At 57.8% G+C, this 25483-nt stretch carries 28 protein-coding genes and 1 pseudogene; 15 read left to right on the top strand and 14 right to left on the bottom strand.

Annotated elements, in window-relative coordinates:
* Positions 1-7: 7 nt before the first annotated feature.
* The 7 genes and pseudogenes from DK871_RS22295 to DK871_RS29310 all read right to left on the bottom strand — a co-directional run.
* Positions 8-556, bottom strand: a complete 549-nt coding sequence (locus DK871_RS22295) for a fimbrial protein (RefSeq protein ID WP_038449771.1) — start codon at positions 554-556, stop codon at positions 8-10.
* Positions 557-832: 276 nt separating this feature from the next.
* Complete coding sequence (locus DK871_RS22290; protein WP_161906651.1) at positions 833-3166, bottom strand: ATP-binding protein; 2334 nt, start codon at positions 3164-3166, stop codon at positions 833-835.
* Positions 3166-5508 carry an ATP-binding protein gene (locus DK871_RS22285; RefSeq protein WP_256677511.1) on the bottom strand — a complete coding sequence of 781 codons (2343 nt, stop codon included), beginning with the start codon at positions 5506-5508 and terminating at the stop codon, positions 3166-3168. The genes DK871_RS22290 and DK871_RS22285 overlap by 1 nt, the downstream gene beginning before the upstream one ends.
* Before the next feature lie 41 nt (positions 5509-5549).
* A complete protein-coding gene (locus DK871_RS22280; protein ID WP_161906649.1) occupies positions 5550-6215 on the bottom strand; it encodes a response regulator transcription factor in 666 nt (221 codons plus the stop codon).
* 139 nt (positions 6216-6354) lie between these two features.
* Positions 6355-7020, bottom strand: a complete 666-nt coding sequence (locus DK871_RS22275) for a response regulator transcription factor (RefSeq protein ID WP_038449765.1) — start codon at positions 7018-7020, stop codon at positions 6355-6357.
* A 220-nt stretch (positions 7021-7240) separates the two neighbouring features.
* Complete coding sequence (locus tag DK871_RS22270; protein ID WP_161906648.1) at positions 7241-8590, bottom strand: EAL domain-containing protein; 1350 nt, start codon at positions 8588-8590, stop codon at positions 7241-7243.
* A 105-nt stretch (positions 8591-8695) separates the two neighbouring features.
* A pseudogene (locus tag DK871_RS29310) lies at positions 8696-8857 on the bottom strand (AraC family transcriptional regulator CmrA); the annotation flags it as partial.
* Positions 8858-8957: 100 nt separating this feature from the next.
* Between DK871_RS29310 and DK871_RS22265 the strand changes: the two are divergent.
* Together DK871_RS22265 and DK871_RS28690 are read left to right on the top strand one after the other, a co-directional pair.
* A complete protein-coding gene (locus DK871_RS22265) occupies positions 8958-9413 on the top strand; it encodes a GNAT family N-acetyltransferase (RefSeq protein ID WP_003190483.1) in 456 nt (151 codons plus the stop codon).
* 90 nt (positions 9414-9503) lie between these two features.
* Entirely contained in the window at positions 9504-9653 is a 150-nt protein-coding gene (locus DK871_RS28690; RefSeq protein WP_019821496.1) for a hypothetical protein, read from the top strand.
* 27 nt (positions 9654-9680) lie between these two features.
* On the opposite strand, the gene DK871_RS22260 is transcribed toward DK871_RS28690, so the two are convergent.
* Entirely contained in the window at positions 9681-11204 is a 1524-nt protein-coding gene (locus DK871_RS22260) for a sensor domain-containing diguanylate cyclase (RefSeq protein WP_161906647.1), read from the bottom strand.
* Between the two features lie 419 nt (positions 11205-11623).
* On the opposite strand from DK871_RS22260, the gene DK871_RS22255 reads away from it, so the two are divergent.
* From DK871_RS22255 to DK871_RS22240, 4 genes are all read left to right on the top strand, one after another.
* On the top strand, positions 11624-11800 hold the full coding sequence (locus DK871_RS22255; protein ID WP_003190478.1) for a general stress protein: 177 nt from the start codon (positions 11624-11626) through the stop codon (positions 11798-11800).
* A 327-nt stretch (positions 11801-12127) separates the two neighbouring features.
* Positions 12128-12478 carry a general stress protein gene (locus DK871_RS22250; protein WP_014718036.1) on the top strand — a complete coding sequence of 117 codons (351 nt, stop codon included), beginning with the start codon at positions 12128-12130 and terminating at the stop codon, positions 12476-12478.
* A 53-nt stretch (positions 12479-12531) separates the two neighbouring features.
* Positions 12532-13083, top strand: coding sequence for an ATP-dependent Clp protease proteolytic subunit (locus DK871_RS22245; protein WP_019821492.1), 552 nt, complete (start codon positions 12532-12534; stop codon positions 13081-13083).
* A gap of 29 nt (positions 13084-13112) precedes the next feature.
* The gene (locus DK871_RS22240) at positions 13113-13346 is read left to right on the top strand and encodes a DUF2934 domain-containing protein (protein ID WP_014718034.1); all 234 of its coding nucleotides are present in this window, start codon (positions 13113-13115) and stop codon (positions 13344-13346) included.
* A 475-nt stretch (positions 13347-13821) separates the two neighbouring features.
* Here the strand turns inward: DK871_RS22240 and DK871_RS22235 are convergent, their stop codons facing one another.
* Both DK871_RS22235 and DK871_RS22230 read right to left on the bottom strand, forming a co-directional pair.
* Positions 13822-14091 (bottom strand): DUF6555 family protein, encoded by a 270-nt coding sequence (locus DK871_RS22235; RefSeq protein ID WP_003190473.1) that lies wholly within the window; start codon positions 14089-14091, stop codon positions 13822-13824.
* A gap of 403 nt (positions 14092-14494) precedes the next feature.
* Entirely contained in the window at positions 14495-14809 is a 315-nt protein-coding gene (locus DK871_RS22230; protein ID WP_019821486.1) for a hypothetical protein, read from the bottom strand.
* A gap of 397 nt (positions 14810-15206) precedes the next feature.
* Between DK871_RS22230 and cyoA the strand changes: the two genes are divergently transcribed.
* The 5 genes from cyoA to cyoE are packed head-to-tail and all read left to right on the top strand — an operon-like array spanning position 15207 to position 19918.
* Positions 15207-16130, top strand: coding sequence for a ubiquinol oxidase subunit II (gene cyoA / locus DK871_RS22225; protein WP_161906646.1), 924 nt, complete (start codon positions 15207-15209; stop codon positions 16128-16130).
* A gap of 2 nt (positions 16131-16132) precedes the next feature.
* A complete protein-coding gene (gene cyoB, locus DK871_RS22220) occupies positions 16133-18106 on the top strand; it encodes a cytochrome o ubiquinol oxidase subunit I (protein ID WP_161906645.1) in 1974 nt (657 codons plus the stop codon).
* Positions 18107-18109: 3 nt separating this feature from the next.
* Positions 18110-18724, top strand: coding sequence for a cytochrome o ubiquinol oxidase subunit III (locus DK871_RS22215; protein WP_003190467.1), 615 nt, complete (start codon positions 18110-18112; stop codon positions 18722-18724).
* Position 18725: 1 nt separating this feature from the next.
* Positions 18726-19064, top strand: a complete 339-nt coding sequence (gene cyoD, locus DK871_RS22210; protein ID WP_019821483.1) for a cytochrome o ubiquinol oxidase subunit IV — start codon at positions 18726-18728, stop codon at positions 19062-19064.
* Positions 19022-19918, top strand: a complete 897-nt coding sequence (cyoE, locus tag DK871_RS22205; protein ID WP_161906644.1) for a heme o synthase — start codon at positions 19022-19024, stop codon at positions 19916-19918. The genes cyoD and cyoE overlap by 43 nt, the downstream gene beginning before the upstream one ends.
* 126 nt (positions 19919-20044) lie before the next feature.
* Here the strand turns inward: cyoE and DK871_RS22200 are convergent, their stop codons facing one another.
* The 3 genes from DK871_RS22200 to DK871_RS22190 all read right to left on the bottom strand — a co-directional run bounded on the left by DK871_RS22200 (position 20045) and on the right by DK871_RS22190 (position 23042).
* Positions 20045-21640, bottom strand: coding sequence for a histidine kinase famiy protein (locus DK871_RS22200; protein WP_178116077.1), 1596 nt, complete (start codon positions 21638-21640; stop codon positions 20045-20047).
* A 121-nt stretch (positions 21641-21761) separates the two neighbouring features.
* A complete protein-coding gene (locus DK871_RS22195; RefSeq protein WP_161906643.1) occupies positions 21762-22646 on the bottom strand; it encodes a manganese catalase family protein in 885 nt (294 codons plus the stop codon).
* Between the two features lie 165 nt (positions 22647-22811).
* Positions 22812-23042 carry a hypothetical protein gene (locus DK871_RS22190; protein ID WP_161906642.1) on the bottom strand — a complete coding sequence of 77 codons (231 nt, stop codon included), beginning with the start codon at positions 23040-23042 and terminating at the stop codon, positions 22812-22814.
* Positions 23043-23362: 320 nt separating this feature from the next.
* Between DK871_RS22190 and DK871_RS22185 the strand changes: the two genes are divergently transcribed.
* The 3 genes from DK871_RS22185 to DK871_RS22175 all read left to right on the top strand — a co-directional run bounded on the left by DK871_RS22185 (position 23363) and on the right by DK871_RS22175 (position 24300).
* A complete protein-coding gene (locus DK871_RS22185; RefSeq protein ID WP_003190457.1) occupies positions 23363-23545 on the top strand; it encodes a general stress protein in 183 nt (60 codons plus the stop codon).
* Positions 23546-23761: 216 nt separating this feature from the next.
* Positions 23762-24016, top strand: coding sequence for a hypothetical protein (locus DK871_RS22180; protein WP_161906641.1), 255 nt, complete (start codon positions 23762-23764; stop codon positions 24014-24016).
* 5 nt (positions 24017-24021) lie between these two features.
* Complete coding sequence (locus DK871_RS22175; RefSeq protein WP_161906640.1) at positions 24022-24300, top strand: hypothetical protein; 279 nt, start codon at positions 24022-24024, stop codon at positions 24298-24300.
* 19 nt (positions 24301-24319) lie between these two features.
* Here DK871_RS22175 and DK871_RS22170 read toward each other — a convergent pair whose 3' ends face one another.
* A complete protein-coding gene (locus tag DK871_RS22170; RefSeq protein WP_161906639.1) occupies positions 24320-24820 on the bottom strand; it encodes a CinA family protein in 501 nt (166 codons plus the stop codon).
* Positions 24821-24944: 124 nt separating this feature from the next.
* Between DK871_RS22170 and DK871_RS22165 the strand changes: the two genes are divergently transcribed.
* Positions 24945-25352 carry a low affinity iron permease family protein gene (locus DK871_RS22165; RefSeq protein WP_161906638.1) on the top strand — a complete coding sequence of 136 codons (408 nt, stop codon included), beginning with the start codon at positions 24945-24947 and terminating at the stop codon, positions 25350-25352.
* The last annotated feature ends 131 nt before the right edge of the window (positions 25353-25483 follow it).

Here is a 25483-nt window from a genome sequence, read left to right as displayed (position 1 = left end):
CGGCGACTTACTGATAATTGATGGAGTAAGTCACGTTGCTGATAACGGTGCCCGGCGTGGTCGCGGCTTGGGCGTAGTATTGAACAGCGTACGGCAGGTCTGCGCTGAGTGCGGTGGCGTCGATGGCGATACGGCTGGTGGAAGCCACTTGTGCGGTGTCACCGGCTTTGATGGACTTGCCATTGGATGCGTCGATCAGTTGCAGTTGAACCTTGGTAGCACCGCCGCCGATGTTCTTCAAGTTGCCGCTGGCCGGATCAACCGAACCGCCGGCTTCAAAGAACGCAGCTGCGGTTTTCAGCGCTGCCGAGCATTTGCTCAACTGAATGCTGAAACCGGTCTGGCCGGCCACTTGGCCAGACGAGGTCAACGAGGCAGTGGAGATAGTCGGCAGCGTGACGGTAGTGCCTGCCGAGCCGGCCGCCCCATTCACTGCAACCTGGCAGGTCTCGGCCTTCAGTTCGCCGTTGAAATTGATGGTGCCGTCCGACGCCATGGCAGCGGAGGTGGCGGTGGCGGCGACCAGTGCAGCGAGGACGCGAGCTTTGTAATTCATGAGTAACTCCGAGAGAGCGATATACCAGGTAAGTGAAGAAGTTTCCGGTGCTGGAGAACTTCTGTGTTGTTGCGCAGTGAAGTGTAGGGAGTCCACGCAAAACCCAATATAGGAGTGCTCCTAAAAACAACTAAGCCACTCAATATTTCAAACAATTAACGCCTCTTTCCCTCGGTGTAAACTTACCCCTTCAACTTATGTTTTTTATTGGGCTGCTCATTACTTCGTCTATAGGAGTGGTCCTAAAAAGCTGGCTATCGACGCAACGCAGACTATTTAATAACTCGCTGCAGTCCAGTCATCCATCATGAGACTCAATTGACGCGCGACCGCCACCGTTGGCCAGCTCACTTCATCGTGCAACAACAACTCGACCTTTTCGGCGCCGGCCGCAATCGCCGCCCAACCTGCCGTCTGCGCAGCGCCCTGGAGGCGATGCGCAGCCTGCATGGCAACCGGGCGGTCACGCAGGGCAACAGCGCTGAACAGACGGTTCATATCCGGGCGCAACGCTTCCTGCGGCCCTTCCCGCTCATGCCTGGAGGCACCGTGCACCTGCGTCGCGGCTACCGGCACCTGATCGCACCACAACTCAATCATTTGCTGCAATTTGTCCTGACGCACCGGCTTGCTCAGAACGCCGTCCAGGCCAGCCGCAAAACAGCGTTCGAGATAGGCATTGCCGGTCACCTGCGACATCGCAATGATTGGGCAATGCCCGTACTGTTGTTGGCGCTCCACGTCGCGCAAAGCGCGGCTCAGGTTGAACGCGTGATGCTCATCGATCAGTACCAGAGCAACCCTGTGCTTATTGAAGAGCGCCAGCGCCTCTTCATCATCGTCCGCCGACAACACGCCCAGGCCAAAACCTTGAAGCAGGGCTTTCACTGCTTGCTGATCGGCGTACTCCGCCTCCAACACCAGTACCCAGAATGAAACCTCTATAGGCGCTGCGACAGAATCTGCCGCCCGCACTGGCGACTCAAGCGCGCCAGCCCACTCGACGGGCAACCTCACTTCGACTTGGGTGCCGCTCCCCGGCACGCTGCTCAACGTCAGCTCGCCCTGCATCAACCTCACCAACCGGCGACAGATCACCAGCCCCAAACCGGTGCCGCCACTGCGCTTGAATGACTGCCTGGCGCGGGCATAGGGCCGAAACAGCGCAGCTTGCGCCTGGTCGGACAAGCCAATGCCGGTGTCGACCACGCGTATCAACGCCTGCGATGTTGCCCCCGGCTGTGCGTCGGGCAGCAGCAGTTGAACCTCAACCCCGCCGTGCTCGGTGAACTTGATGGCGTTGGAAATCAGATTACGTAGCACCTGGGCCACCCGTTGGTCATCGAGCAGTGCTGAAACAACGGGACGCTGACCGGTCAATGTCAACGTCAGCCTCTTTTCCTCGGCATAGCCTCGGTAATCATCCACCTGCTCTTGCAGCAGTGACCACAGGTCCACCGGCTCAAGGTTGAGCCGCAATTGCCCGGCCTCCATTTTGGAGATATCCAGCACATCGTCTACCAGGCGCAACAAGGTGTTGGCGCCGGTATTGGCCAGGCCCGTGAAGTGCCGCTGTTGTTCGTCCAGCGGTGTGTGCTCAAGCAGCTCAACTGCCGCCAGCACTGAGTTCATCGGCGAGCGGATTTCATGGCTCATGACCGCCAGGAACATCGCTTTCTCGCGCTCGCGCTGCACCGCGCACCGTCGCTGCAACCGGCTTTGCCACACCAGGATGATAAGTAACAGCACAATGGCCAGTAACAGCCACAACTCACCCGCGTAATGTGCGGCGATGGACCTGATGGTCGGGATATCCAGGTTCATGTCGGCAAACCAGGCGTCGAAGATCGCCTTGCGCTCATCGCCGGTGATCGAGGTCAATGCCTTCTCCAGGATCGACAGCAGGATTTCATCGCTGTCGCGCACCGCCATGCTGACACCCGTGTGCAATTGGGGCACCACGCCGGATATCTGCAATACGCCCTGGTACTGGCGGGAAAGATACGGGATCAACAACCACTCCGAAGCGATTGCGGCGTCTGCCTTGCCGTCCTTGACCATGGCCATCATGTCTACGGCGTTCTGCGCGGTGATGATCGTGACTCCCGGGGCCTCGTGGCGCAGGAATGCGCCATAGACTTCGCGTCCCAACATGACTAACCGTTTGTGAGCGAGCTGTTGCAGACCTGCCAGGGGCTGATCGCCGAAACGACTGACAAGGATCGTCGAGCTGGTGTTGTAAGGCAGGGTGTAAAGCATCCCACGATCCTGGGCCGGGTCGTCGGAGCGGCGTCGAGTGGACAAGATGTCGACCTCACCGCTGATCAGCATGTCCTTGCGGGCACTGCGCGTGGTGGTCAGCACCGGTTCGAAATGCAGGCCGGTACGCAGGCCGATCAGCCCCAGGTATTTGGCCGAAAGACCGCGCAATTGGCCGCTGCTCATGTATTCGAAAGGCAGCAAGTCCTCAAACACACCCACACGCAGCACCGGATTGGCAGCGATCCAGGCCACCTCCTGTTGCGTCAACGCCATGGGTGGCGAACTGGCGTACACGCCAACCGACGCCGGAAGGCACACTAACGCCAGTACCACCAGCAGGCGCCGCATCAGCGTGCCGTCCGTTGCACCGGTGTCGCCGGCAGCACGTCGAGCGCAGTATCGCCGCTCAAAGCGGCCCAATGCTGCAGCAACGGCTGCAAGGCTTGGGCGTGCACCGGCCCCCACTCATGTTCGCCGTACAGCAGACGCTCCATGTATTCAGCGGCCTGCGCCAGTGCCGCCCACTCCATGATCAACGCCGCGCCGTGCAATCGATGAGCCACGTGCTGCGCCGATGCGCGATCACACAGGGCGACGGCTTTGATCAGGTTTGCCAGGTCGCCGGCCATTTCACGGTAGATTGAGGCTTGATCCAGCAAAGGCGCCATCAAGCTGGTGCTCGGCGCAGCCAGCTTGACCCCACACCAGCGCTCAATGACCTCGGATAACTGCCCAAGACGTATAGGCTTGCTCAACGTCGCGTCCATGCCCGCCTCGATACAGCGTTGCAGATGACGGTCGCCGGTCAGGGCAGAGATGGCGATAATCGGGCTGCGTATGCGCCCCAATTGTATTTCCAGGGCGCGTAATCTGCGCACCAGCCCATAGCCATCCTCATCGGGCAAATCGCAGTCCATCAGCACCAGGTCATAGACGGTTTCCCTGAACAGGGGCCAGGCTTGCGCAGCGTTGGCAGCAATCACTGGTTGACAGTCAAGCGCACTGATTTGCGCGCGCAATACCTCCTGGTTGGCATAAGTATCTTCCACCACCAGAATTCGCAGCCCGCTCGAGGTTGGCTGGGTTGAGGGTGCAGCTTGCGCCAGCAAGACAGGTGGTTCCTCGCCGATGCTCACCGGTAAGCGGATAGTCACTGTGGTGCCCGTGCCCTGCTCGCTGGTCAGCGTCAATGCCCCGTGCATCAAATCCACCAACTGTCGACAAATCATCAGGCCCAACCCGGTACCCCCTGTGCGCCTGGAAGACTCGCGGGCCTGGGCATAGGGCTGAAACAGGGCGGCCTGCACTGCCTCTGAAATGCCGACGCCACTGTCGCGAACTTCAATCTGCAATTGCGGGCTGCCGTCCGGTAAAGTCGCCAACGCCACGTCAATGTCGATACTGCCCGTGTCGGTAAACTTGATGGCATTGGAAATCAGGTTATGGAAGATCTGCGTGAGCCGGGAGCTGTCGAGCAGCAACAGGGGCAGTTGCGCCTGAATATGGCTGTTCAAGCTCAGTTTTTTTTCTCGCGCACGCAGTCGATGCAGGCCAACTACGCCTTGAACCAATGCCGACACGTCGATTGCCTCAAAGGCCAGCCGGGGCAGTTTGGCGACCGAGCCGGGCCTGTCCAGCACATCATCGAGCAGGCGCGCCAGGGCGTTGGCGCCACTGTTGGCTAAATGGGCCAAATGGCGCTGCTGCTGGTTAAGCCGGGTGTGCCCAAGCAACTCCATCGCTGCTAGCACGGCGTTCATCGGTGAGCGGATTTCATGCCCCATCACGACCAGGAACATGGATTTTTCCTGCTCGCCAAGCACGGCCAGATGCCGCTGGCGCTGGCCGCGATACACCAGAGCGCACAAGCTGACCAGCACCAGCGCGCCAAGGATCAGCACATGCGAATAATGGGCGGCGATACTCGGCAATGAAGGGATATTAAGGTTCAGGTCCTGGTACCAGCGCCCATACAGCGTGTTGCGTTGCTCGACGCTGATGGACGCGAACACCTTTTCAAGGATCGAATACAGCATGACCTGGTCTGTACGGGTCGCCATGCTCACATCCAGCACTTCGCTGCCGAGCACACCGGATACTTCCAGAATGCCCTGGTACCGCTGGTACAGATAAGGCGTTAGAAAGATGGCTGACGCGATTGCCGCGTCGGCGCTGCCGTTTTCAACGCGGGTCAGTATCTCCAGGGCCGAAGCGCTTTTTTTGAGATTTGCCTTTACCCCCTTTCGGCGGAATATTTGCTCGTAGTACGCCACATCCGGTATCGCTACGGTCTTGCCCTGCAATTGGTCAATATCGAAAACGTCGGGGCTATCAACACGCGTGACAATGATCGGTGAGGTCGATTCGTAAGTCAGCGTTTGAAGCCCCTTGATGGTGGGTTCAGACCGGAAGCGCAAATAGGAGGACAGCAGGTCCACCTGCCCCTCCAGCAACATGTCTTCGCGCTCTGCCAGCGTCTTCCCGGGCAGGTAAGTGAACTGAATGCCCGTCGCGGCTGTGACAACTTGCAAATACTCTGATGACCGCCCGTGCAATACCCCCGCGTCCATGTATTCGAAAGGAATCAGATCCTCAACCACCCCGACCCGTAATACCGGATGCGTCTGGATCCAGTGCTTTTGCTCTGCACTCAGTTCGACCGGACCGGCCCTTACACCAGGCACCAGCATTATCAGCAAGCACCATAACGCCACGACGCACCGCCCCGTTTTCATGGTGTACCGATGATCTTGTTGAGCTTGAACAGCTCATTGTTGGACGTCACCCCGAGCTTGCGGAATGCAGAGGTTTTTTGCGTGCTGATGGTTTTGATGCTGCGATTGAATTTCTCGGCTATTTCACTCACGGTCATGCCTGCCAGATAACAGCGAATGACTTCCTGCTCACGGCTGGTCAGCTCCGCCAGCGCCAAGGCGTCCCGCTCTTCAGCGGGGCTTGCACTTTTCTCACCTGTGACCGTTTCCGCCAGGCGATACGTCATGTCGGTGTTCAAATACACCGCACCCGCTGCGACTTTTCGAATCGCCTTCACCAACTGGCTCATGTCTTCGCCCTTACCCACAAAACCACGGGCCCCGACCCGCATGGCGAGGCCCACTGTCGCCGGATCATGATGGCTGGACAGGATCAGGATATGGCAGTTGGGAAATTTGACGCGTAAAGCGCGGATCAGTGATACACCGTCCAACTCATTGGGATTAAGGGAGAAATCCAGAAGTAGTAAATCTGCCGGTGCCGTAACAAGGCCTACAATTAAGTCGCGGCTTTTTTCATAAATGCCAACCACTTCAAAGTTCGCCTCGGCTGCCAACGTATTGGCAAGGCCATGTCGAACGACCGCGTGGTCATCCAATAACGCAATGCGTATGGTTTTCATCGTGATCGTACCCTCTCGGTCCGGCGCGCACCGCACCGTCGAAATACAGGGATAACTCATCGATACAACGTCTAATACGCACATGAGTATATGCAATAGCCGCAAAATGACACGCGCACAGCAGATGAATTCGTGCCGCTCAAACCCCTTCGATAATATGCCTGATCCTGAATAACTCATTGTTCGACATCACCCCCAACTTGCGAAATGCGGAGGCTTTTTGCGAGCTGATGGTTTTGATACTGCGGTGGAATTTCTCGGCGATTTCCGTGATGGTCATGCCGGCCAGGTAACACCGGATCACCTCCTGCTCGCGCGCAGAAAGGCTGACAAAGCGCAGGGCTTCATCCCGGCCTTTGGCCTCGCCGTCATAGCTCACGGCGGTAGCTTCCGCCACGCGGTAGGCCATGTCCGGGCTCAAGTACACCGCGCCCGAGGCCACCAGGCGGACTGCGCAGATCAACTGCTCCATGTCCTCGCCCTTGCCCAGAAACCCGCGTGCGCCCACCCGTAACGCCAGAATTGCCGTCGCCGCATCGTGGTGCGTCGAAAAGATCAGGATCCGGCAGGTTGGAAACTTCACGCGCAGCGCGCGAATCAACGAAATACCATCCAGCTCGCAGGGGCCGAGCACAAAATCGAGCAGCAATATCTCAGCCGGTTCGGTCGCCAGCCCAGCCATCAGATCACGGCTACGGCTATACACGCCGACCACTTCAAAGTCCGGTTCCTGTACCAGTCGATTGACTAAACCATGTCGTACAATTGCATGATCATCCAGCAAAGCAATGTGTAAACGTTTCATAGATCAAGGAACACTCTTTATAACGAGCAAAAAGACGAGAACCGAAACTTATCGACTGTTAGTTAGTTCTCGACTTTTCAAGCGCACAGTTCGCCAGCCGAGCGACTACGCCTCAGCAGCAGGATATTCAAAAGCACTGAACATTTGAAAAATCAGACGATGCGCAACTTAATGCAATGGCGCCCCGATGAATATCAGACTGCTCTTAAAAGCGTATGGCTCACTCAATTGCCGAGGCGCCGTTGCTGTTCTGTTGGGTCACAAAGTTCAGGAAGGCATCGATTTCCATCGGCCGCGCCAAGGCATAGCCTTGTCCAACCCGGCAGCCCAAACGGTGCAGCAACGGGATCGTCGACTCATCCTCGATCCCCTCCGCCACCAGGCTCAGGTTGAGCAGCCGCGCCCAGTTGACGATGCCGGCGATGACATTACGTGACGAGGAATGCTGTTCGACCCCCCGGACAAACGAGCCATCGATTTTCATCTCGTCAAACGACAGGTTTGCCAGCAAGGCGAAGGTCGCCGCCCCTGTGCCGAAATCATCCATCGACACCTGGAAGCCCTTGGCTCGAATAGCGGTCAACGAGGCCGACAGATACAACTCATTGGGTTCGGGCACGTCTTCGGTCAGCTCGATCTTGAGCAGGCGATTGGGCAGCTCTGCCTGCCGCATTCTGGCTGCCAGGCGATCGGCGAAGTTGGGCGTACAAATCGTCTTGGCCGAAGCATTTACGGCAATGGGAATCTGGATGTTCGCGCGCTTGAGCGACAGCATGACCTTGATCGTCCACATCTCCACCAGGCTGAACAACAGCAAATCCAGGCCCAGGCGGTTGACCAAAGGCATCAGTACCGAAGGCGGTACTTCACCAAAGCGGGGGTGCTTCCAGCGCACCAACGCTTCGGCCCCCACAATGCGTCGGCTGAGCAATTCGAACTGCGGTTGAAACACAAAGCGCAGCCCGTCGCCAGTCGTCAGCGCATGGATCACCTCATCTTCGGCCAGGGCGTCGAAGGTATTTTTGCGTAGCGAGGGGTCGGGTTGCACGCGGGTCAATACCGTGGCGCGCAATGCATCGCCCAAGTCCAGGGTACCGCCTTCGCGCACGATCTCGACGAAAATGCCCGCCGCCCTTGCCAAACGGGCATGGGATTCCAGGGCGCTGACGGCGACTCCACCCAAGTACTTGATCCACAGCGGCTTGGCCGACCTTTCACGCGCAGACGTACGTGAACCGTCAGCGGCCCCACCCGGCGCGCCCAGCGTGGTTTCGCCCATCCACAAAATCCCTGGAAACTGGGCCAGTTTGCCAGACTCGAGACGTGCCTTGAGCAGGCTGGGCAACATCAAGCCATCGCCGCATTCAGGGCGAATTTCACTCACGATGACGTCGACCGGATAATCATCCAGCCACGCTTGCAGCGCATCCAGGGAGTCGACGTTGGCCAGGGGCAAGACCCCCATGCCACTCAATGCGGATGCAAGCCGATGTGCGCACGCCGCATCGGATGCCAGCGTGATTACACGTAACGCGCTGAACTCGTTGGGCACGGCGACATTTAGGATCATGACAAGGAATTTCCCGAGACTATTTCTTCAGGGAAAAAGCTTATCAGCGCCAAAAAAGAAACAAATAGGACTGGGACTAAAAGCCAGCGTGGCTGCCATCAGCCTTTATTGAGCAGCATCCGCCCCATCACGCATACGCCGGCTATCCCGTAAGGGCGGCGCGCCAAACAGTCGCTTGTATTCGCGGCTCAATTGCGAGGCGCTTTCATAGCCCACCGGGCTGCTCGCCTGGCCTGCGTCCAAGACCTGATTGAGTATCAGTTGCCGCGGACGATATGCTATCGATAAGGCGGCGCGTTCGCTGTCGTGACGATGTAATCAAGCTCGAGGGGTAATGAAGTGTTTAAACAGAGGATGCTTAACGACCATGGCTGAATACCTTCTGCCCCCCGCTGCCCCACACTGGCTGATCCGCCAAGCCACCCCCGACGATGTGCATGCCTTGGTCGCACTGGATGCCTACGCAACCGAGCATGCCAGCCGTCGTGTGTTTATCTATGACGCCGTGGTTCGCCAGCAATGCTTGGTAGCCGCCGACGCTAACGTGTGCGCCGGCTACCTGGTGCTCACCCACGACTTTTTCAACCATGGGTTTATTGCGCTGGTGGTGGTTTCACCGCTGTACCAGCGCCAAGGCGTCGCCCTTCGTCTGCTGTCAGCGGCCGAAGCAGCCTGCAAGACGCCCAAGCTGTTCGCATCGACCAATGCCTCCAACGGCGCGTCCCAGGCCCTGCTGACGAAAGCCGGCTTTATTCCCAGCGGGCAGATCGAGAATCTGGACGATAACGACCCTGAACGTGTGTACGTCAGGTTCATTCGCTGAGCTCCATAAGGTGCCTTCTGCGCGGGCGGGAACCTTTTCTCGAATGCACAATCTGTGGTTCACCCTTTTGAACCGATTGAGACCCTGCGCATGCTTGTGAAAAAAGCCGTCCTCTGCCTGGCACTGCTAAGTGCCGGCTTCATCGCAGGCTATGCGGCCAAACCCACCCCGCAGTTGCAAGTCACCGCTGGCCAACTGATGGAGTGCGGCGAACTCATGATCCCGACGCTTGGGATGTGAGCCGCGCATACCCAGGTAAAAGCCGTTTCAGCCGCTCGACGTCACGTGCGCAGGATGCACGTTGAACCCATTGCGCCCCGCCGCCTTCGCACAGTAAAGCGCTGCATCGGCCGCCTCGACCAAACCCAACACCGGCTCCAGCCGTGAGCCCATGCCCGTCGCAACGCCGATACTCACGCTCACGCGCCCGAAGGGGCTGCCTGGGTGTGTGATGTTCTCCTGCTGTAGGCGCGAAAGAATGCGTTGCGCGACCACCGCAGCGCCTGCGCTGTCAGTCGCGGGCAGGATGATCGCCATTTCTTCTCCGCCATAGCGCGCCACCAGGTCCGACGGTCGCCGCACGCACGTTTCCAACAGCGTGCTGACCGCCTGCAAGCAAGCATCTCCCGCGACGTGACCAAAGGCATCGTTGAAGCGTTTGAAATGGTCGATATCGATCATCAGCAATGCCAGTGACGTACCCTCGCGCTGCGCCCGGCGCGCTTCCAGGGCCAGCGTTTCGTCAAAACAGCGGCGGTTGGCGAGGCCGGTCAGCGCGTCCTTTTTCGCTAATAGCGCCAATTGCCGATTGGAGTCGAGCAACTGTTGCTGGGCGACGCGCAACGCCTCTTCCGCCGCCGTACGCCTGCGAATATCCAGGATCAGAAACCAGCCGATCAGTCCCGTCAGCCCCAACAGCCCCACCACCACGACCGCTGACAGCGCCGCCTCGATGCGCCACGCCGCGAGGGCTTCGTGTTTACCCAACGCGACGGTGGTGATCAGCGGCAGGGTTTCGCTTTTGCGAAAGGCATAGAGCCGTTCTACCCCGTCCAGGCTGGAGGTATAGGCCGCGGTGCCCACCGGTTGGTCGACCAGGTACTTGGAATAAATAGGCGAGGAGGAAAAGTTGCGGCCCATGTCCTGCTCGCGGAAGGGGTAGCGCACCAGCAACGTGCCGTCGGCGTAGGACAGGCCGATGGCGCCCTCCTGGCCTACATCGAGTTTGCCGAATACCCGCAGAAAGTTTTCCACCCCGAGGGTCACAGCGACCACGCCAGCGAAGTTGCCCGCCGCGTCGTTGAAACGACGGCTGATGGTCACCACCCATTCATGGTTGGCACGGCTCTGAATCGGCGGGCCAATAAAAGGTTCAGCGCTCGGATCGTCGCGATGGTGGATGAAATAGGCCCGATCACTGCTATTGGCGCCCTCCGGGATCGCGCGATTGGAAGACAGCAACCACCGGCCCTGATGATCATAAATAGTGATACCGCTGAGCTGTGGCATCAGCGGCTGCTGGCGGTTGATCAGCGTACTGATGCGCTGGATTTGCACCGGGCCACTGCCTTCGGTTTCCAGGCGCTCAACCAGCCCCAGCAACAGCAACGAGCTTTGCCGCACGATGCCTTCGGTATAGGTGTTAAGGGCCTGGGTCAGGTTCAAGCCATGTACGTCCACTTCCGCCAGCGCACGGTCGCGGGAAGACAGGACTTTCCAAATCGTCAGCGAAGTCAGGGAACAGCCGATCACCAACAGCAACAGCATCACAAGGCGGGTATCACGCTTCACGTCAGCACCTTAAGGAAGTCCGGTTTCCATTCCAGCCATCATTCGAACGTCGGTACTCACAGGGGCAACCGGTTCCAGAGTGCCAGCATACAAGCAGTCTGTGGAGGCTGCAGCAACAGAGTGTGCGGCTGAGCGCCTGCCGAAGGAGCAAGCGCCTTTAATGACCCACTATAAGGCAACGTATTAAATGCCAAACGAACCGTTAAGAACGCCACTAATTCAATATCGATCGACGCCAGCAAAACTTATACGAAGCGGCACTTCCTGAGCCTACTTGTACAAGTTTCATCTGCCACCCTACCGTTCATCGCCCTTTTTAAAAAATTTCAAAACATCTACGCACCCGCCCTTATCAGAGAAGATGTCCGTTGCATAAATGGGTAACTAGCGAAACGACATTTCAAACTAGGAGTATTGTTATGACGACGAGCAATAAAAACCCTGGAAACTTTGCCAACGATCGCGAAAAAGCATCACAGGCGGGTAAGAAAGGTGGACAGGCCTCTGGTGGCAACTTCGCCAATGATCGCGAAAAAGCTTCAGAAGCCGGGCGTAAAGGTGGCCAGAACAGCCATGGTGGTGGACGCAAGTCCTGACGAGGCGGCCAGTACCGCTGTTCCACTTGTTAAAAAAGGGCATTAATCATGCGCGCATCAACTGATAATCAGCGCGGCGAGTTATCTCGCCAACCGATTATAGAAGTGCAAACTAAAGCAAGGACTGGCCTGCGTTCTAATACGTCCGCGTGCTATGAACATCGGCAACTTGCTGAACAAGCCGAAGCGACGATAAGCGCATCTAAAACGCCACCGCTATGTGAGCGGCACTTATAACCGTGCACCTGAACGCACGCCCTGAGTGCACGTTTCCAGCACAATCGAAGTGAACGTTACATTACCGACATAACGACGAGGTAACTGAACATGACTACTCAAGACAAGCAAGGCCAAATGAGCGTCAGCGAAGCCGGTAAAAAAGGCGGCGAAGCCACTTCTGCGTCCCATGACAAAGAGTTCTACCAGGAGATCGGCAGTAAAGGTGGCCAAAACAGTGGCGGGAACTTCAAGAATGATCCCGAACGCGCCGCTGAAGCCGGCAGCAAAGGCGGCCAGAACAGCGGGGGCAATTTCAAGAATGACCCCGAACGCGCCGCCGAGGCCGGCAGCAAAGGCGGCCAGAACAGTGGCGGCAATTTTGCTAACGACCGCGAAAAAGCTTCCGAAGCCGGGCGTAAAGGTGGCGAACACAGCCACGGCGGCGGACGCAAAAGCTGATGTGCTTGATGCAGGGGAGCCATGCTCCCCTGCTTTCATTGATGAGGGACACCATGCCTTTACACATTATCAACTTCACCGCACCGGTCACCGCCTCCACGTGCAGCCAACTGATCGAAAAAGCCTCGTTGGCCGTACAACAAGATGCCCAGGGCCTGGTACTGAATATCGCCACCATGGGCGGTGAATGCAGCTACGGCTTTACGATGTACAACTTTCTATTGTCCCTGCCGATTCCGGTGCATACCCATAATCTGGGCACTGTGGAATCCATGGGCAATATCATCTTTCTGGCCGGTGAGCGCAGGACCGCCTGCAAGCACAGCAAATTCCTGTTCCACCCCTTCCACTGGCATGTGCAAGGCGCGGTTGACCATTCGCGCATGTCCGAATACGCGATGAGCCTCGATTACGACTTGCAGTTGTACGCACGCATCGTGGCCGAGCGCACCGCCGATGCCGTCGAAAAACTGGAGACCGAAAAGTACCTGATCGCCGCGCCACGCATTCTTGACCCGCAACAAGCGCTGACCGCCGGCTTGATCCATGGGATCGAACTTCCCGTGATCAAGGCGGAATTCGTGAGCAGCTTCATTCACTCATAGCACCTTTTATTCAATAGGGGAGCCTCACAATGGACGAAGAAACGATCCGACTCACCGCGTACCGCATTTGGGAACAGCAAGGGAAGCCTGACGGTCAGGATTTCGTGCACTGGTTACAAGCCAGGGAGGAGCTGACAACCCCGCCGAATGACGGCCTGGCAGGCTCGATAGCAAGTAGCGTCACCCCGCCCAACCCGGACCGATCAAAGCGCCAGGCGACCGCCGCCGGGCAAAAAACCCGCAGCAGAAAACCCAACTGCTGAACCCACAGAGCAGAGAGTGAGGACGCGCCTGTCGATAAACCTGCCAGGGTTCTAAAACATCGACAGCCGTCCAAGCGCCATCCCCTCCCCGCCGCCTCTCGATACTGGCATTAAAACATCAACTAATCGCTCGTTTGAATTCTTCCTCTTTAGCAGTTGAAAACGCCCACTTCTTAATCGAGAGTGGCCGTTCATTCAGGGAGGAATCGATGTGACCCATCTACAAGCGAACCGAAGTTGCCTGCAATGTAAACAACCCTACGAATCGACGCTGGATGACCCCGACTTTCTAGTGTCGTCGGCCTCTGACATGCTCTGCCCAGCGTGCAAGCAACACTATGCAGCCGACCTGATGAAAGAGGCACTTCAACGCAGCGTGCAAAAGTTGTGCATGTTGCAGGAGCGACGCAAAAAACAGTAAACACGCGCCTCGCCCTACCGCCACCCGCATGGACACCGTCCATTAAAAATACATTCATTCGGGTGGCGGCGGCACATAGGGCTTTGCAATAAACGGGATACTCCCAGACGGGCGCCATCTTACATTCTCAAGACCGTAGCGCTCGGCCAGCGGTTTACTGATGCGTTTGATCTTTTCATTACGCGACCTGGGAATAATGCCAATGCCTGCATCGCAACAGGCCCAATGCCACGCCTCTGCGTTATTCATCACCTCCGCTCTTATAATGAAAGACTTAGGCTCGTGGTGGTATTCGTATTCGATGACATATAAAGAATTTTTCATAACCTCTCCTTCTGATTTTTTTGTTATTTGCTCAGAACGAAGGTTCAGAAATTTTAATGTTTTAATGACGACGATCACGCACTTGCTGTTGCACTACCGTTCGTCGGCCTCGCATTAAAAAAATAAAACTGCTCATGCTTCTTTTGTTTCTTAATACTGAGTCTGTTCACTCCAGGCTCTTGGTAAAAACTCCTGTCTTGCCCGCACTCTGTGCGGGCTTTTTTATTTTGCCGCGACGCTACACCGTGTGGCGAGGGAGCTTGCTCCCGTGACGGCCGGGCAGCCGACGCTTGTCTAACTGATGCACCGAGGTCCAAGCTTGCCTGTCGGACCAAAATCCTCATCGCCTGTCAGGCTGCCTTCGCGAGCAAGCCAGCTCCCACATTCAAGATCGCGGAGCCACTCAATCGTCGTCGTGCACGTGAGCGTCAGCACAGGGCAGTCGGCCGGACTCACCTCCGGCAATCCGTTCCGCCTGATCAATACCGCGTTTGAGCGCGTCATTCACCGTCCATTCGGCACCCGGCAACTGCTTGATGCGTTCAACCACACATTGTCCCGTCGCGGTATAAACACAGAGCAGCACTTCAATATCAGCATCGTCCCGCTCTCGGGCCCTGACTTCGATATGGCAGCCGTTTTCGACTTCCCGGGTGAAGCATTTTTCTTTCAGTGCTTTTGAGACCCAGGCTTTATAGGTGTTGCCACGTATAAACATAGCGCTTCTCCAAAACCGTTAGTGGGGTTGGCCATCAACTAACGACTGAAATCCCTAACCAGAATTCAGACTTTCTGCAAGGCCACCTCCATCATGCACCGATAAAAACCTTTTACCGTTTCGCCTGTTAAACCGTTCGTCAGGCGAGGAAACAAATTGTTAAACCAACCCACCGGGCTCTATTCAAAATGTTCGGGAGCGCGGCGAAAGGCGCCCTGCAGAGCGGCAGCAAAAGCCAATAAAACCGAGCAGTAGAAGCACTTTTTCTACTGACGGCACCTTATTGCCGAGTGTTTAACACCTGACGGCTCCTGAGGTTAACAAGCGCTTCGCTTAGTTAACGCTTGAGCACTGATTCGGCACAGCAAAACGCAAGTTTCCAATACAGGAGCAAGGCATGAAACGAGCGATGGGTTATTGCCTGGTCACTATCACCAGCCTCTTCTTACTCACCAGTTGCAACCTGGTGGTCTTCAACCCCAAGGGGCAAGTAGCAACCGATGAGCGCGACCTGATTATTCTCGCTACGGGCCTGATGCTGCTGGTGGTCGTTCCGGTGATTGTGATGATGTTTGTCTTCGCCTACCGCTACCGCGCCACCAATAAAAAAGCCCGTTACTCCCCCCGCTGGGCCAGCTCGCACAAAATCGAAGCGGTGGTATGGGGCGTCCCCCTGCTGATCATCATCGTGCTGGGATGGGTGACCTGGGAGACCACCCACGCACTGGACCCCTATCGCCCGCTTGACTCAGACACCCCGCCGATCAATGTGCAGGTGGTGGCCACCGACTGGAAATGGCTGTTTATCTACCCTGACCTGGGCATCGCCAGCGTCAACGAGCTGGCCCTGCCGGTGCACACGCCGGTGAGTTTCACCGTCACCTCCGACGCGGCCATGACCTCGTTCTTTATTCCGGCACTTGGCGGGCAGATCTACGCCATGGCCGGCATGCAGACCAAGCTGCACCTGATCGCCAACGAGACCGGTGAGTTCAGAGGAATAGCCGCCAACTACAACGGCCCCGGTTTTTCCGACATGCATTTCACCACGCTGTCGCTGAGCGCTGCCGACTTCCAAAACTGGGTGACGAAGGTCAAGGGCGCCGCCACACCTCTGGACCACAGCGCTTACGCGCAATTGGCCAAGCCCACCCTCAAGCACCCGGTGACCTATTACTCGGCAGTACAGGAGCGCTTGTTCCTGGACATCGTCGATAAATACGAAGGCATGAACAAGGCCAATAAACCCAGGCGTTCGCCATTGAGCGACGCGGCACAACGCACCGATCAACACCCAAGTCTGCTGGCTGAGGAGCGGTAACCATGTTCGGAAAACTGTCGTGGGACGCGATCCCAACCACTGAACCCATTGTGATGTACACCCTGGCCATCGTCGGCCTGATCGGTGTGGCGCTGGTGGGCTCGATCACCTGGAAACGCAAGTGGGGCTATTTGTGGCGCGAGTGGTTCACCTCGGTCGACCACAAGAAGATCGGTTGCATGTACATCATCGTCGCGCTGGTGATGCTGCTGCGCGGGTTTTCCGATGCGATCATGATGCGCACCCAGCAAGCCATGGCCGCCAGTGGCGGGCCGGGTTACCTGCCGCCGGAACATTACGACCAGATCTTCACCGCCCATGGCGTGATCATGATTTTCTTCATGGCCATGCCCTTCGTGGTCGGCTTGATGAACATCGTCGTGCCATTGCAGATCGGCGCACGCGATGTGGCTTATCCGTTTCTCAACGCCCTGAGTTTCTGGCTGTTCGTGGTGGGTGCGGCGCTGGTGAACATTTCGCTGGGGGTCGGTGAGTTCGCGCGCACCGGTTGGGTCGCGTATCCGCCGTTATCCGAGCTGGGGTATAGCCCCGGGGTCGGCGTGGATTACTACATCTGGTCATTGCAGATATCCGGCATCGGCACGCTGCTCACGGGGGTGAATTTCTTCGTCACCATCCTGAAGATGCGCACCGAAGGCATGACGCTGTTCAAGATGCCGGTGTTCACCTGGAACGCGCTGTGCACCTCGGTGCTGATCCTGGCGGCATTCCCGATCCTCACCGCCACCCTGCTGATGCTGACCCTGGACCGTTACCTGGGCATGCATTTCTTCACCAACGAGGCCGGCGGCAACCCGATGATGTACGTGAACCTCATCTGGGCCTGGGGGCATCCGGAGGTGTACATCCTGATCCTGCCGGCGTTCGGGGTGTTTTCGGAGATCGCCGCCACGTTCAGCAGCAAGCGGTTGTTCGGCTACGTGTCGCTGGTTTGGGCGACGATCGCGATCACCGTGTTGTCGTTCATCGTGTGGCTGCATCACTTTTTCACCATGGGTGCGGGGGGCAACGTCAACGCGTTCTTCGGCATCATGACGATGATCATCGCGGTGCCGACCGGGGTGAAAATCTTCACCTGGCTGTTCACTATGTACCGCGGCCGCGTGCGTTTCGAAACGCCCATGCTGTGGACCCTGGGCTTTATCGTGACCTTCAGCATCGGCGGTATGACCGGGGTGCTGCTGGCGGTGCCGGGGGCCGACTTCCTGCTGCACAACAGCCTGTTCCTGATCGCGCACTTTCACAACGTGATCATCGGCGGTGCGGTGTTCGGCTATATGGCCGGCCTGACGTATTGGTTCCCCAAGGCGTTCGGTTTCCGCTTGAACGACAAGCTGGGCCGCATCGCCTTCTGGTGCTGGCTGGTGGGCTTTTACTTCGCGTTCATGCCTTCTTACGTGCTGGGCTTCATGGGCATGACGCGCCGTCTCAATCATTTCGACAACCCGGAGTGGCGGCCCTGGCTGCTGCTGGAGCTGGTGGGGGTGGCAATCATCCTCTGCGGTGTGGCGACGCAGGCGCTGCAACTGTTGGTCAGCATCCGCAACCGTCATCAATACCGCGACCGCACCGGCGACCCGTGGGACGGGCGCACCCTGGAATGGGCCACCGCGTCCCCGCCGCCGCTGTACAACTTCGCCGAGCAACCCAAGGTCAATGACCTGGACGCGTACTGGGGCATGAAGGAGCGCGGCGTCAGCACCCTCAGCCACACCGACTATCGCAGCATCCACATGCCGCGCAATACCGCATCGGGCCTGGTCATCAGCTTGTTTGCGCTGGTCTGCAGCTTTGCGTTGGTGTGGCACATCTGGTGGTTGGCGGCGTTCGGCCTGGTGGCCTCGGTGGTGGCGTTCGTGGTGCGCAGTTACGACGAAGATATCGATTACTTCGTGCCCGCGCAGGAAGTCGCGCGCATCGAAACGGCACGTCTCAAAGACCTGGCAGAGGCTTGACCCATGTCCAATATCGTTATGGAAAAAGACATCGCCCATACCCACGAACAAGGGCATGAAGACGCCGGTTCCCTGAGCCTGTTCGGGTTCTGGATCTACCTGATGACCGACTGCATCCTGTTCGCGACCTTGTTCGCCGGCTACGCCGTATTGCGCGACAGCGTGGCAGGCGGGCCGTCGAGCATGGATATTTTTGAACTGCCCTATGTGCTGGCCGAAACCATGCTGCTGCTGTTGAGCAGTATCACCTACGGCTACGCGATGCTCGCCATGAACCACGGCAAGCAACGCGATGTGTTGCGCTGGCTGGGGCTCACGTTCGTGCTGGGCGCAGGCTTCATCGCCATGGAGATCAACGAATTCCACCACTTGATCGCAGAAGGCTACGGGCCGGACCGCAGTGGATTTTTGACGGCTTTCTTCACCCTCGTCGGCACCCACGGCGCGCACGTGTTAACCGGGTTGATCTGGATGGCGGTGCTCATGGTTCAGGTCAAGCAACGCGGCCTGACCAGCACCAACGCCACCCGGCTCAGTTGCCTGAGCCTGTTCTGGCACTTTTTGGACGTGGTGTGGATCTGCGTCTTTACCGTGGTCTATCTGTTGGGGGTGGTGTGACATGTACAAGCAAAGCTCGCTTCACAGCAGTGCCGGTACCAGCCATGGCAGCAGTCGCTCCTATCTGGTCGGGTTCCTGGTGTCGGTACTGCTCACCCTGATCCCGTTCGGCCTGGTGATGTTCCCGTCACTGCCGCGCACCTTCACCGCCTGGCTGGTGGTGGCGCTGGGCGCGATACAAATCGTGGTCCACCTCAAGTTCTTCCTGCACCTGGACACGGCCGAAGAACAACGCTGGAACCTGATTGCGCTGATTTTCTCGGCGGTCATCATTCTTCTGTTGGTGGGGCTTTCGCTATGGATCATGGACAGTATTCATCACAACATGCTGGCGCACTGAAACACTGGCGGGGGCTGTTCAATACCGCCATCGAGCTCACCAAGCCGGGCATTATTGTCGGCAACCTGGCCTCGGTGCTGGGCGGTTACCTGCTCGCCGCCAGCGCGCATGTGGCCTCGGTGACGCACGGGCTTGCCACCCTGCTCGGCACGGCCCTGGTGATCGGGTGCGGCTGTGTTATCAACAACTGCATTGACCGCGACATCGACCGGCGCATGGTGCGCACCTGTCATCGGCCATTAGCACTGCGCACCATCAGGGTGTACACTGCCGCAGGCTATGCGGTCGTCCTGGGCGCCTGCGGTTTTGGCTTGTTGTGGGCCGGCAGCAATGCGTTGGCGTGTGGGCTGGCGATGGTCGGGCTGGTGATTTATGCGGGGGTCTACACCTACTGGCTCAAGCGGCGCTCCCACTGGGCCACCTTGATCGGCAGCCTTTCCGGGGCGATGCCGCCGGTGATCGGCTATTGCGCGGTCACCGGGCGGTTTGACCTTACCGCGTTGCTGCTGATCGTGGTGTTCTGCTGCTGGCAGATGCCGCACTCACACGCGATCACTGTGATGCGCCGCGAGGATTTCCGCGCGGCAGGCCTGCCGCTGTTGAGCCTGGCCCAAGCCCACTGGCAGATACAGACGTACATGCTGGCTTTTCTCGCTAGCGCCCTGGTGCTGGGCGCGGTGGCGCAGATGACGGCGCTGTATTTTGTGGTGATGCTAGGGCTGGGGAGTTATTGGCTAACCCTCGCGGCCAGCGGTACACGCCTCGCTGACCCGTCCGGCTGGGCACGTAGGATATTCGGGTTTTCGATTGTGCTGGTGCTGGCGCTTAACCTGGCGCTGGGGGTGCTAAGGTAGCTCCGTGGGCGCCGCCCTCCCTGTAGGAGCGAGCTTGCTCGCGAAAAACGTCAACGATAACGCGGGTTGCCTGAATACACGCGGCGCCTGTGAGTTTTTCGCGAGCAAGCTCGCTCCTACAGAGGGTCAGATCGCTGTCGGCTGTCTGGCATCGAGTACCGCACGGATTTTTCGGGGCAAGTCAGCAGGTTGATACGGCTTGGGAATCAACTCGAACTCATGTACCTCGATGTCCGCGCGGGCCAACGCGTCTTTCGCATAGCCGGTGGTCAGCAGGATCCTGATGTGCGGGTACAAGCGCGACACCTCCCGCGCCAACGCTGCGCCATTCATCACGCCGGGCATGATCAGGTCACTGAACACCAGGTCATACGTCGCCTGCTTGAGCATGCCCAAGGCCTCGGCGGCATGGTGGGCGATGGCCGTGTGGTAACCGTAGTCAGACAGGATCACTTGCGCCAACTCGGCCACCTCGGGCCGGTCCTCCACAATCAGGATTCGCTCATTACCTTGGGGTGAGGTCGCCTCAGGTACCTGCTCAACCCACAGCTGGCTATCATCGGCCGGAAAATACAAGCGTATCGTCGTACCGATGCCCGGGTATGAATGAATCCGCGCCGTGCCGCCCGATTGCTTGACGAAGCCGTACACCATCGACAACCCCAGGCCCGAGCCCTGGCCTTCTTCCTTGGTGGTGAAGAACGGCTGCATGACTTTGTCCTGAATACCCACGGCGATGCCGTTGCCGTTATCCGAGACCGAAATGCTCACGTAACTGCCATCGGTCAACCCATCCCGCTCGGCATCGACATCGCCCGGCACCTGGACGTTGCAGGTCTTGACGGTGACAGTCGGATCAGCACGCCCAAGCAAAGCATCCTGGGCATTCGACAACAGATGCTGCACCGCCAGCTCCGCCTGGACCGGGTCGATGCGGCAGTTCCACAAATCGTCGGCAAGCTCCACCTGCAACTCGACGCCCTGCAGCGCACGCGCCATGAAGTCGGGGCGGCCGAGCAAACTGTTCAGATTGATCACCCGACTGTCGAGCCGTTGCTTGCGCGAAAACGCGAGCAACTGCTGAGTCAGGGTTTGCGCTTTTTCCGCCGCCGCCCGCGCACGGCTGGCACTGTTGACGATGCGCTGCGGATCGCTGACAGGGCGTTTGGCGCTCTGCTGGATCAAATCCAGATAACCCATCATCACTTGCAACAGGTTATTGAAGTCATGGGCGATGCCGCCGGTCAGTTGCCCCAGCGCTTCCAGATCTTGTGCGCGACGCACGCGCCGCTCGGCGTCGTGACGCCGGCTCACGTCCAACTGCGACGCGAAAAAATACACCAGTTGTCCACGTTCGTTGAACAACGGCGAAATGAACAGCTCGTTCCAGAAGGTCGAGCCGTCCTTGCGGTAGTTGAGCACCTCGACACAGGCCTCATGGTGCTGCTCAACGGCGCGCTGCACCTGCTGCAGCGCGTTTTTGTCGGTTTGCGGCCCCTGCAGGAACCGGCAATTACGTCCGATCACTTCGTCCAGTTCAAAGCCTGTCAAGGTCAGGAACGCCTGGTTGGCAAAGATGATCGGGTTATCAGGCTCGGCGGGGTCGGTCACGATCATTGCGCTGTGGCTGGCTTGCATGGCCGCAAAGAACAGGTCTTTGCGGCTGGCAGACAGCATCGCCAATTCCATACCCTCGACCACAGGCTTCTTCTTTGTCGCCAAGGTTCACCTCCAGATACGTGGTATGTGTTCCATGGACCGTGAAAACGCTGCGCAGTGCCATCTACCACCTAAAGGGCGCGGCGCCTTACGGTTGGGCGCCGCGCGACAGTACAGCCTTGGATCATGGCTCAGGTTTTGGCTGCACCCCCCTGCCCAGGTCAGCGCCGGTGGTGGGGTCGCTGGTGGGGTCCGAGAGCGTGCGGATCTTCATCGCGCTCAGCACCGCTTCCTCGTCGGCGTCCAACTGCACGCTGGCGGTGCCGTCCCCGCCATCGACTGCCGGTTGTGGGTTTTCCACGAACTCCCAACCGTCACCCTGGTTCCAGGGCCCGCGCAGGTTTTCCGCGCCTTGGGACATGTTGAAGTACACCTGCGTGAACTCCGGTTTGCCCGGCAACTTGCCTTGGGGAAAATTCGGCTGGATCGCATGCAGGGCTTTTTCGAAGGATATTTGGTGAGCGATTTCCCGCGTCATCAAAAACCCCAGCGCATCTTTTACGCCCGGGTCATCGGTGACGTTCATCAGTCGCTCATACACGATTTTGGCCCGGGCTTCGGCGGCGATATTCGAGCGCATGTCTGCGGTGGGTTCACCAATGGTGTCGATGTAGGCCGCGGTCCATGGCACGCCGGCAGAGTTGGTCAACGGCGAACCGGCACCGTACAACAGGCTGGTGATATGCGAGTCATTGCCGGCGCCATTGAGGGCTCGATACAGCTCGCCCTCCTCTTCCACGCCCTCGGCCATTCGCCCCTTGGCGCCCTTGTTGAGCATGACGATGATGGAGCCGACGATCTCGAGATGGCTGAGTTCTTCGGTGGCAATGTCCATCAGCAAATCTTTGCGCCCTGGGTCGTCTTCCGCCAAGGCTTGGGTGAAGTAACGGGACGCAGCGGCCAACTCACCTTGAGCGCCGCCAAACTGTTCGAGCAAAAGGTTAGCCAGGCCCGGGTTGGGCTCGGCGACACGGACGGTGTATTGAAGTCGCTTGTTATGTAGAAACATGAACAAATCTCCTCAGGCTTACGGAAAAAGGCGCCCTGCTGGAATGCGCGCCTACCTTGCATGGGAAGTGGCCTGCGCGTGGAAAATTTCAAAATAAACCGGCGCTTCACGACCAGCGGTAATGCGCTGCAAGCCAAGCGAAACGGCGCTTGTAGCGCGGTTTTCTCAATCGGCACCGTCGTTTTCCGACTCGGGCACGACGTCGATTCCGGGTGTACCGCTGGCGGGTTTGATGCTGGCGTCAGCGGGCGTCGCGGCGCTGTCGGGATGGTCCCAATCGGTGGTCGCGTTGGGGTCTTCGTCGCGCCCGGCAGTGCCGATCACGCAACCGTCTTCATTGGGTGCGTCTGGTTGCTCAAGCGGCCGGTACTGTGGGTTGGAGGGGTTGTGTTTCATGGCTGAAAAGCTCCCGTTCACAGGATAGGAACCTTGTTGGAACGACGCCTTTTTTTGGAGTGCGACGAAAAAGACGAATGGCGGGACCGTTAACTAAGCCAGCAGTTTCGATCTTATTAATATAAAAGTGCTGACCGGTCATAATAGTTATACGAAGCGGCGCATCAACCAAGTTTACGTATAACTTTTTCAAGCAAATTACCGTTCGTCGCCGCTTAGGAAAATCGGTAAAACATTTCTCAAAAAACCAATATCGGAATAAGTGTCCGTTGCGAAACGGCCAACTAACGAAACGCTAACTTAGCGATTGGAGAACTATCATGACTACAGGTAATAAAAACCCGGGCAACTTTGCCAATGATCGCGAAAAAGCCTCCGAAGCTGGTAAAAAAGGTGGGCAAGCGTCAGGCGGCAACTTCGCCAACGACCGTGAAAAGGCCTCCGAAGCAGGTCGCAAGGGTGGCCAGCACAGCCACGGCGGCGGTCGGAAGTCGGGTTCTTGAGTAACGGTGGGAGGGGCAGCTTGGCTGCCCCTTCAAACCCGATAATTTGAACACGCTGCAACTAATCCCCGCCATCCGCCCCGCTTAAGGTTTTAAGTACCGGCTTTCGACGCTAAGTGGTTACGACCTTCCTTGCAAAGCCATTACCTTGCCAGTATTTACGCGCAGTCATTATGAGCTAGCCTTATCGCCTTGAGTCCTTTACGCGGTGAACTCATGGACACGCTAACCAAAGCCGAAATCGAAACGGCGCTTTCCACTCGCCTTCCCAAGTGCGCGGTCAAGTGCGAGCTCAACCCGGACGGCAGCCTGTCAGTCACCGTAACGGCGCACGGTTTGGACCAATTCACCATCGCCAACATCAACCGCGCCCACTACCACGGTGTCTCAGGGATCAACAGGCTTGTGCGGGAAATACGTGAAGAAATGGTCATCGCCAGGCAGTCGTTCTGGCGGTCATCGGTGGGGTAACAGATATGCCAGACGCTACTGACGCAACGCTGCAACCGGTCAAAATAAAATACCTGAAAGACACGCTGTTCGGTGTGAACACGCTCGCCAGCGAGTGCATGGGGCACCTTGTGCGCACTGCGCCGGGCGTGCAGTTGCGGCTTGCGCCGCCATGGCCAAAGCTATTGCCGAAGGCCCACTGGATTAGCTTTGAATGGAATGGTCAGGCCTATCGCGGCGTGGTGCAGGAGGCTGAATCCTTGACCAATGGCGATTTGCTGCTGGACATCGAACCGCAGCCGTAAAGGCGCGCACTTGGCAGCCCTAGGCGCGTTCACCCGCCATTGCCCGCTGGTGAAAATGCGGCAGCCATTTCAACGCGTGAAGAGACGCAGCCAACTGTACCTGCTCACGAGAACCCATAAAGCGTTCCTTGCGACTGAACACACTCAATGCCCCGCCGTGTCGATAGGCCCAGGCAAAACAGACAGTGCCTGGAGGAATGCCGTCCATCCCATCCGGCCCCAGCAGGCCAGTGGTGGCGACCGCCACATCGGCGGGGCTGTCGCGCAGCGCGCCGTGAGCCATTTCCTGGGCGACTTCACAGCTGGTGAGGTTGAACGTTTCGATGGTGTAGGGGCGCACCTTTAACAGGCGCTGTTTCGCCTCTGGCGAATACACCACGTACCCGCTTTCTATCCATGAACCGCTGCCGTCGACCTGCGAAAGCAAGGTGATGATCTTGCCCGCGGTACACGACTCGGCCGTCGTGATGACCAACTGATGGTGCTTGAGGTATTCAACGATAGAAGCAGCGACCGACATGCTGAATGCTCCTGTGCAGAGGGGTATTGCTGATTGATTTTTGTCAAAAAAAAATCGATTTGTAAAAAAGAATTTCGAAAATCTGCTGGTGTCTACAGAGGAACATCCCCCAGGAGACAGCACCATGAAGTTCGCGAAATTCTGCCAAAAACTCTCCAACCAGGCGGGCAGCTCAAAAACCTTTCTGACAGCCGTCAGCTTGATTGCTGTCTGGGCGCTCACCGGGCCTTACTTTCATTACAACGACACCTGGCAGTTAATCATCAACACCTCCACCACCATCATCACGTTCCTGATGGTGTTCCTGATCCAGAACACCCAGAACCGCGACAACGATATTCTTCATCTGAAACTGGACGAGCTGATTCGTGCCACCAAAGAAGCCCACAATGCGGCGTTGAGCCTGGATAAGCTTGGGTCGCGAGAGTTGCAGAAATTGCGCGAGCAATACAGCAAGCTGGGGCAACCTAACGCGGTCGATGACAGCGGGCGGGAGGCGAATTCTTCCGGTTCTTCTAACGGCCCGATCTAAGGCCTACATGGGTCTGCGTGCAGCGATCGATGCTAACCACGATGCGAAGCGAGCCGCTCTTGATCTGCTTTTGATCTTAGGCGCCCCGTTAAACCACGCTGGCCGAACGCAGGCTTGAATTCGTGGGTAAC

The sequence above is a fragment of the Pseudomonas sp. L13 genome, assembly GCF_009935965.1.
Classification (GTDB): Bacteria; Pseudomonadota; Gammaproteobacteria; order Pseudomonadales; family Pseudomonadaceae; genus Aquipseudomonas; species Aquipseudomonas lactis.
This window is presented reverse-complemented; position numbering and strand designations above follow the sequence as displayed.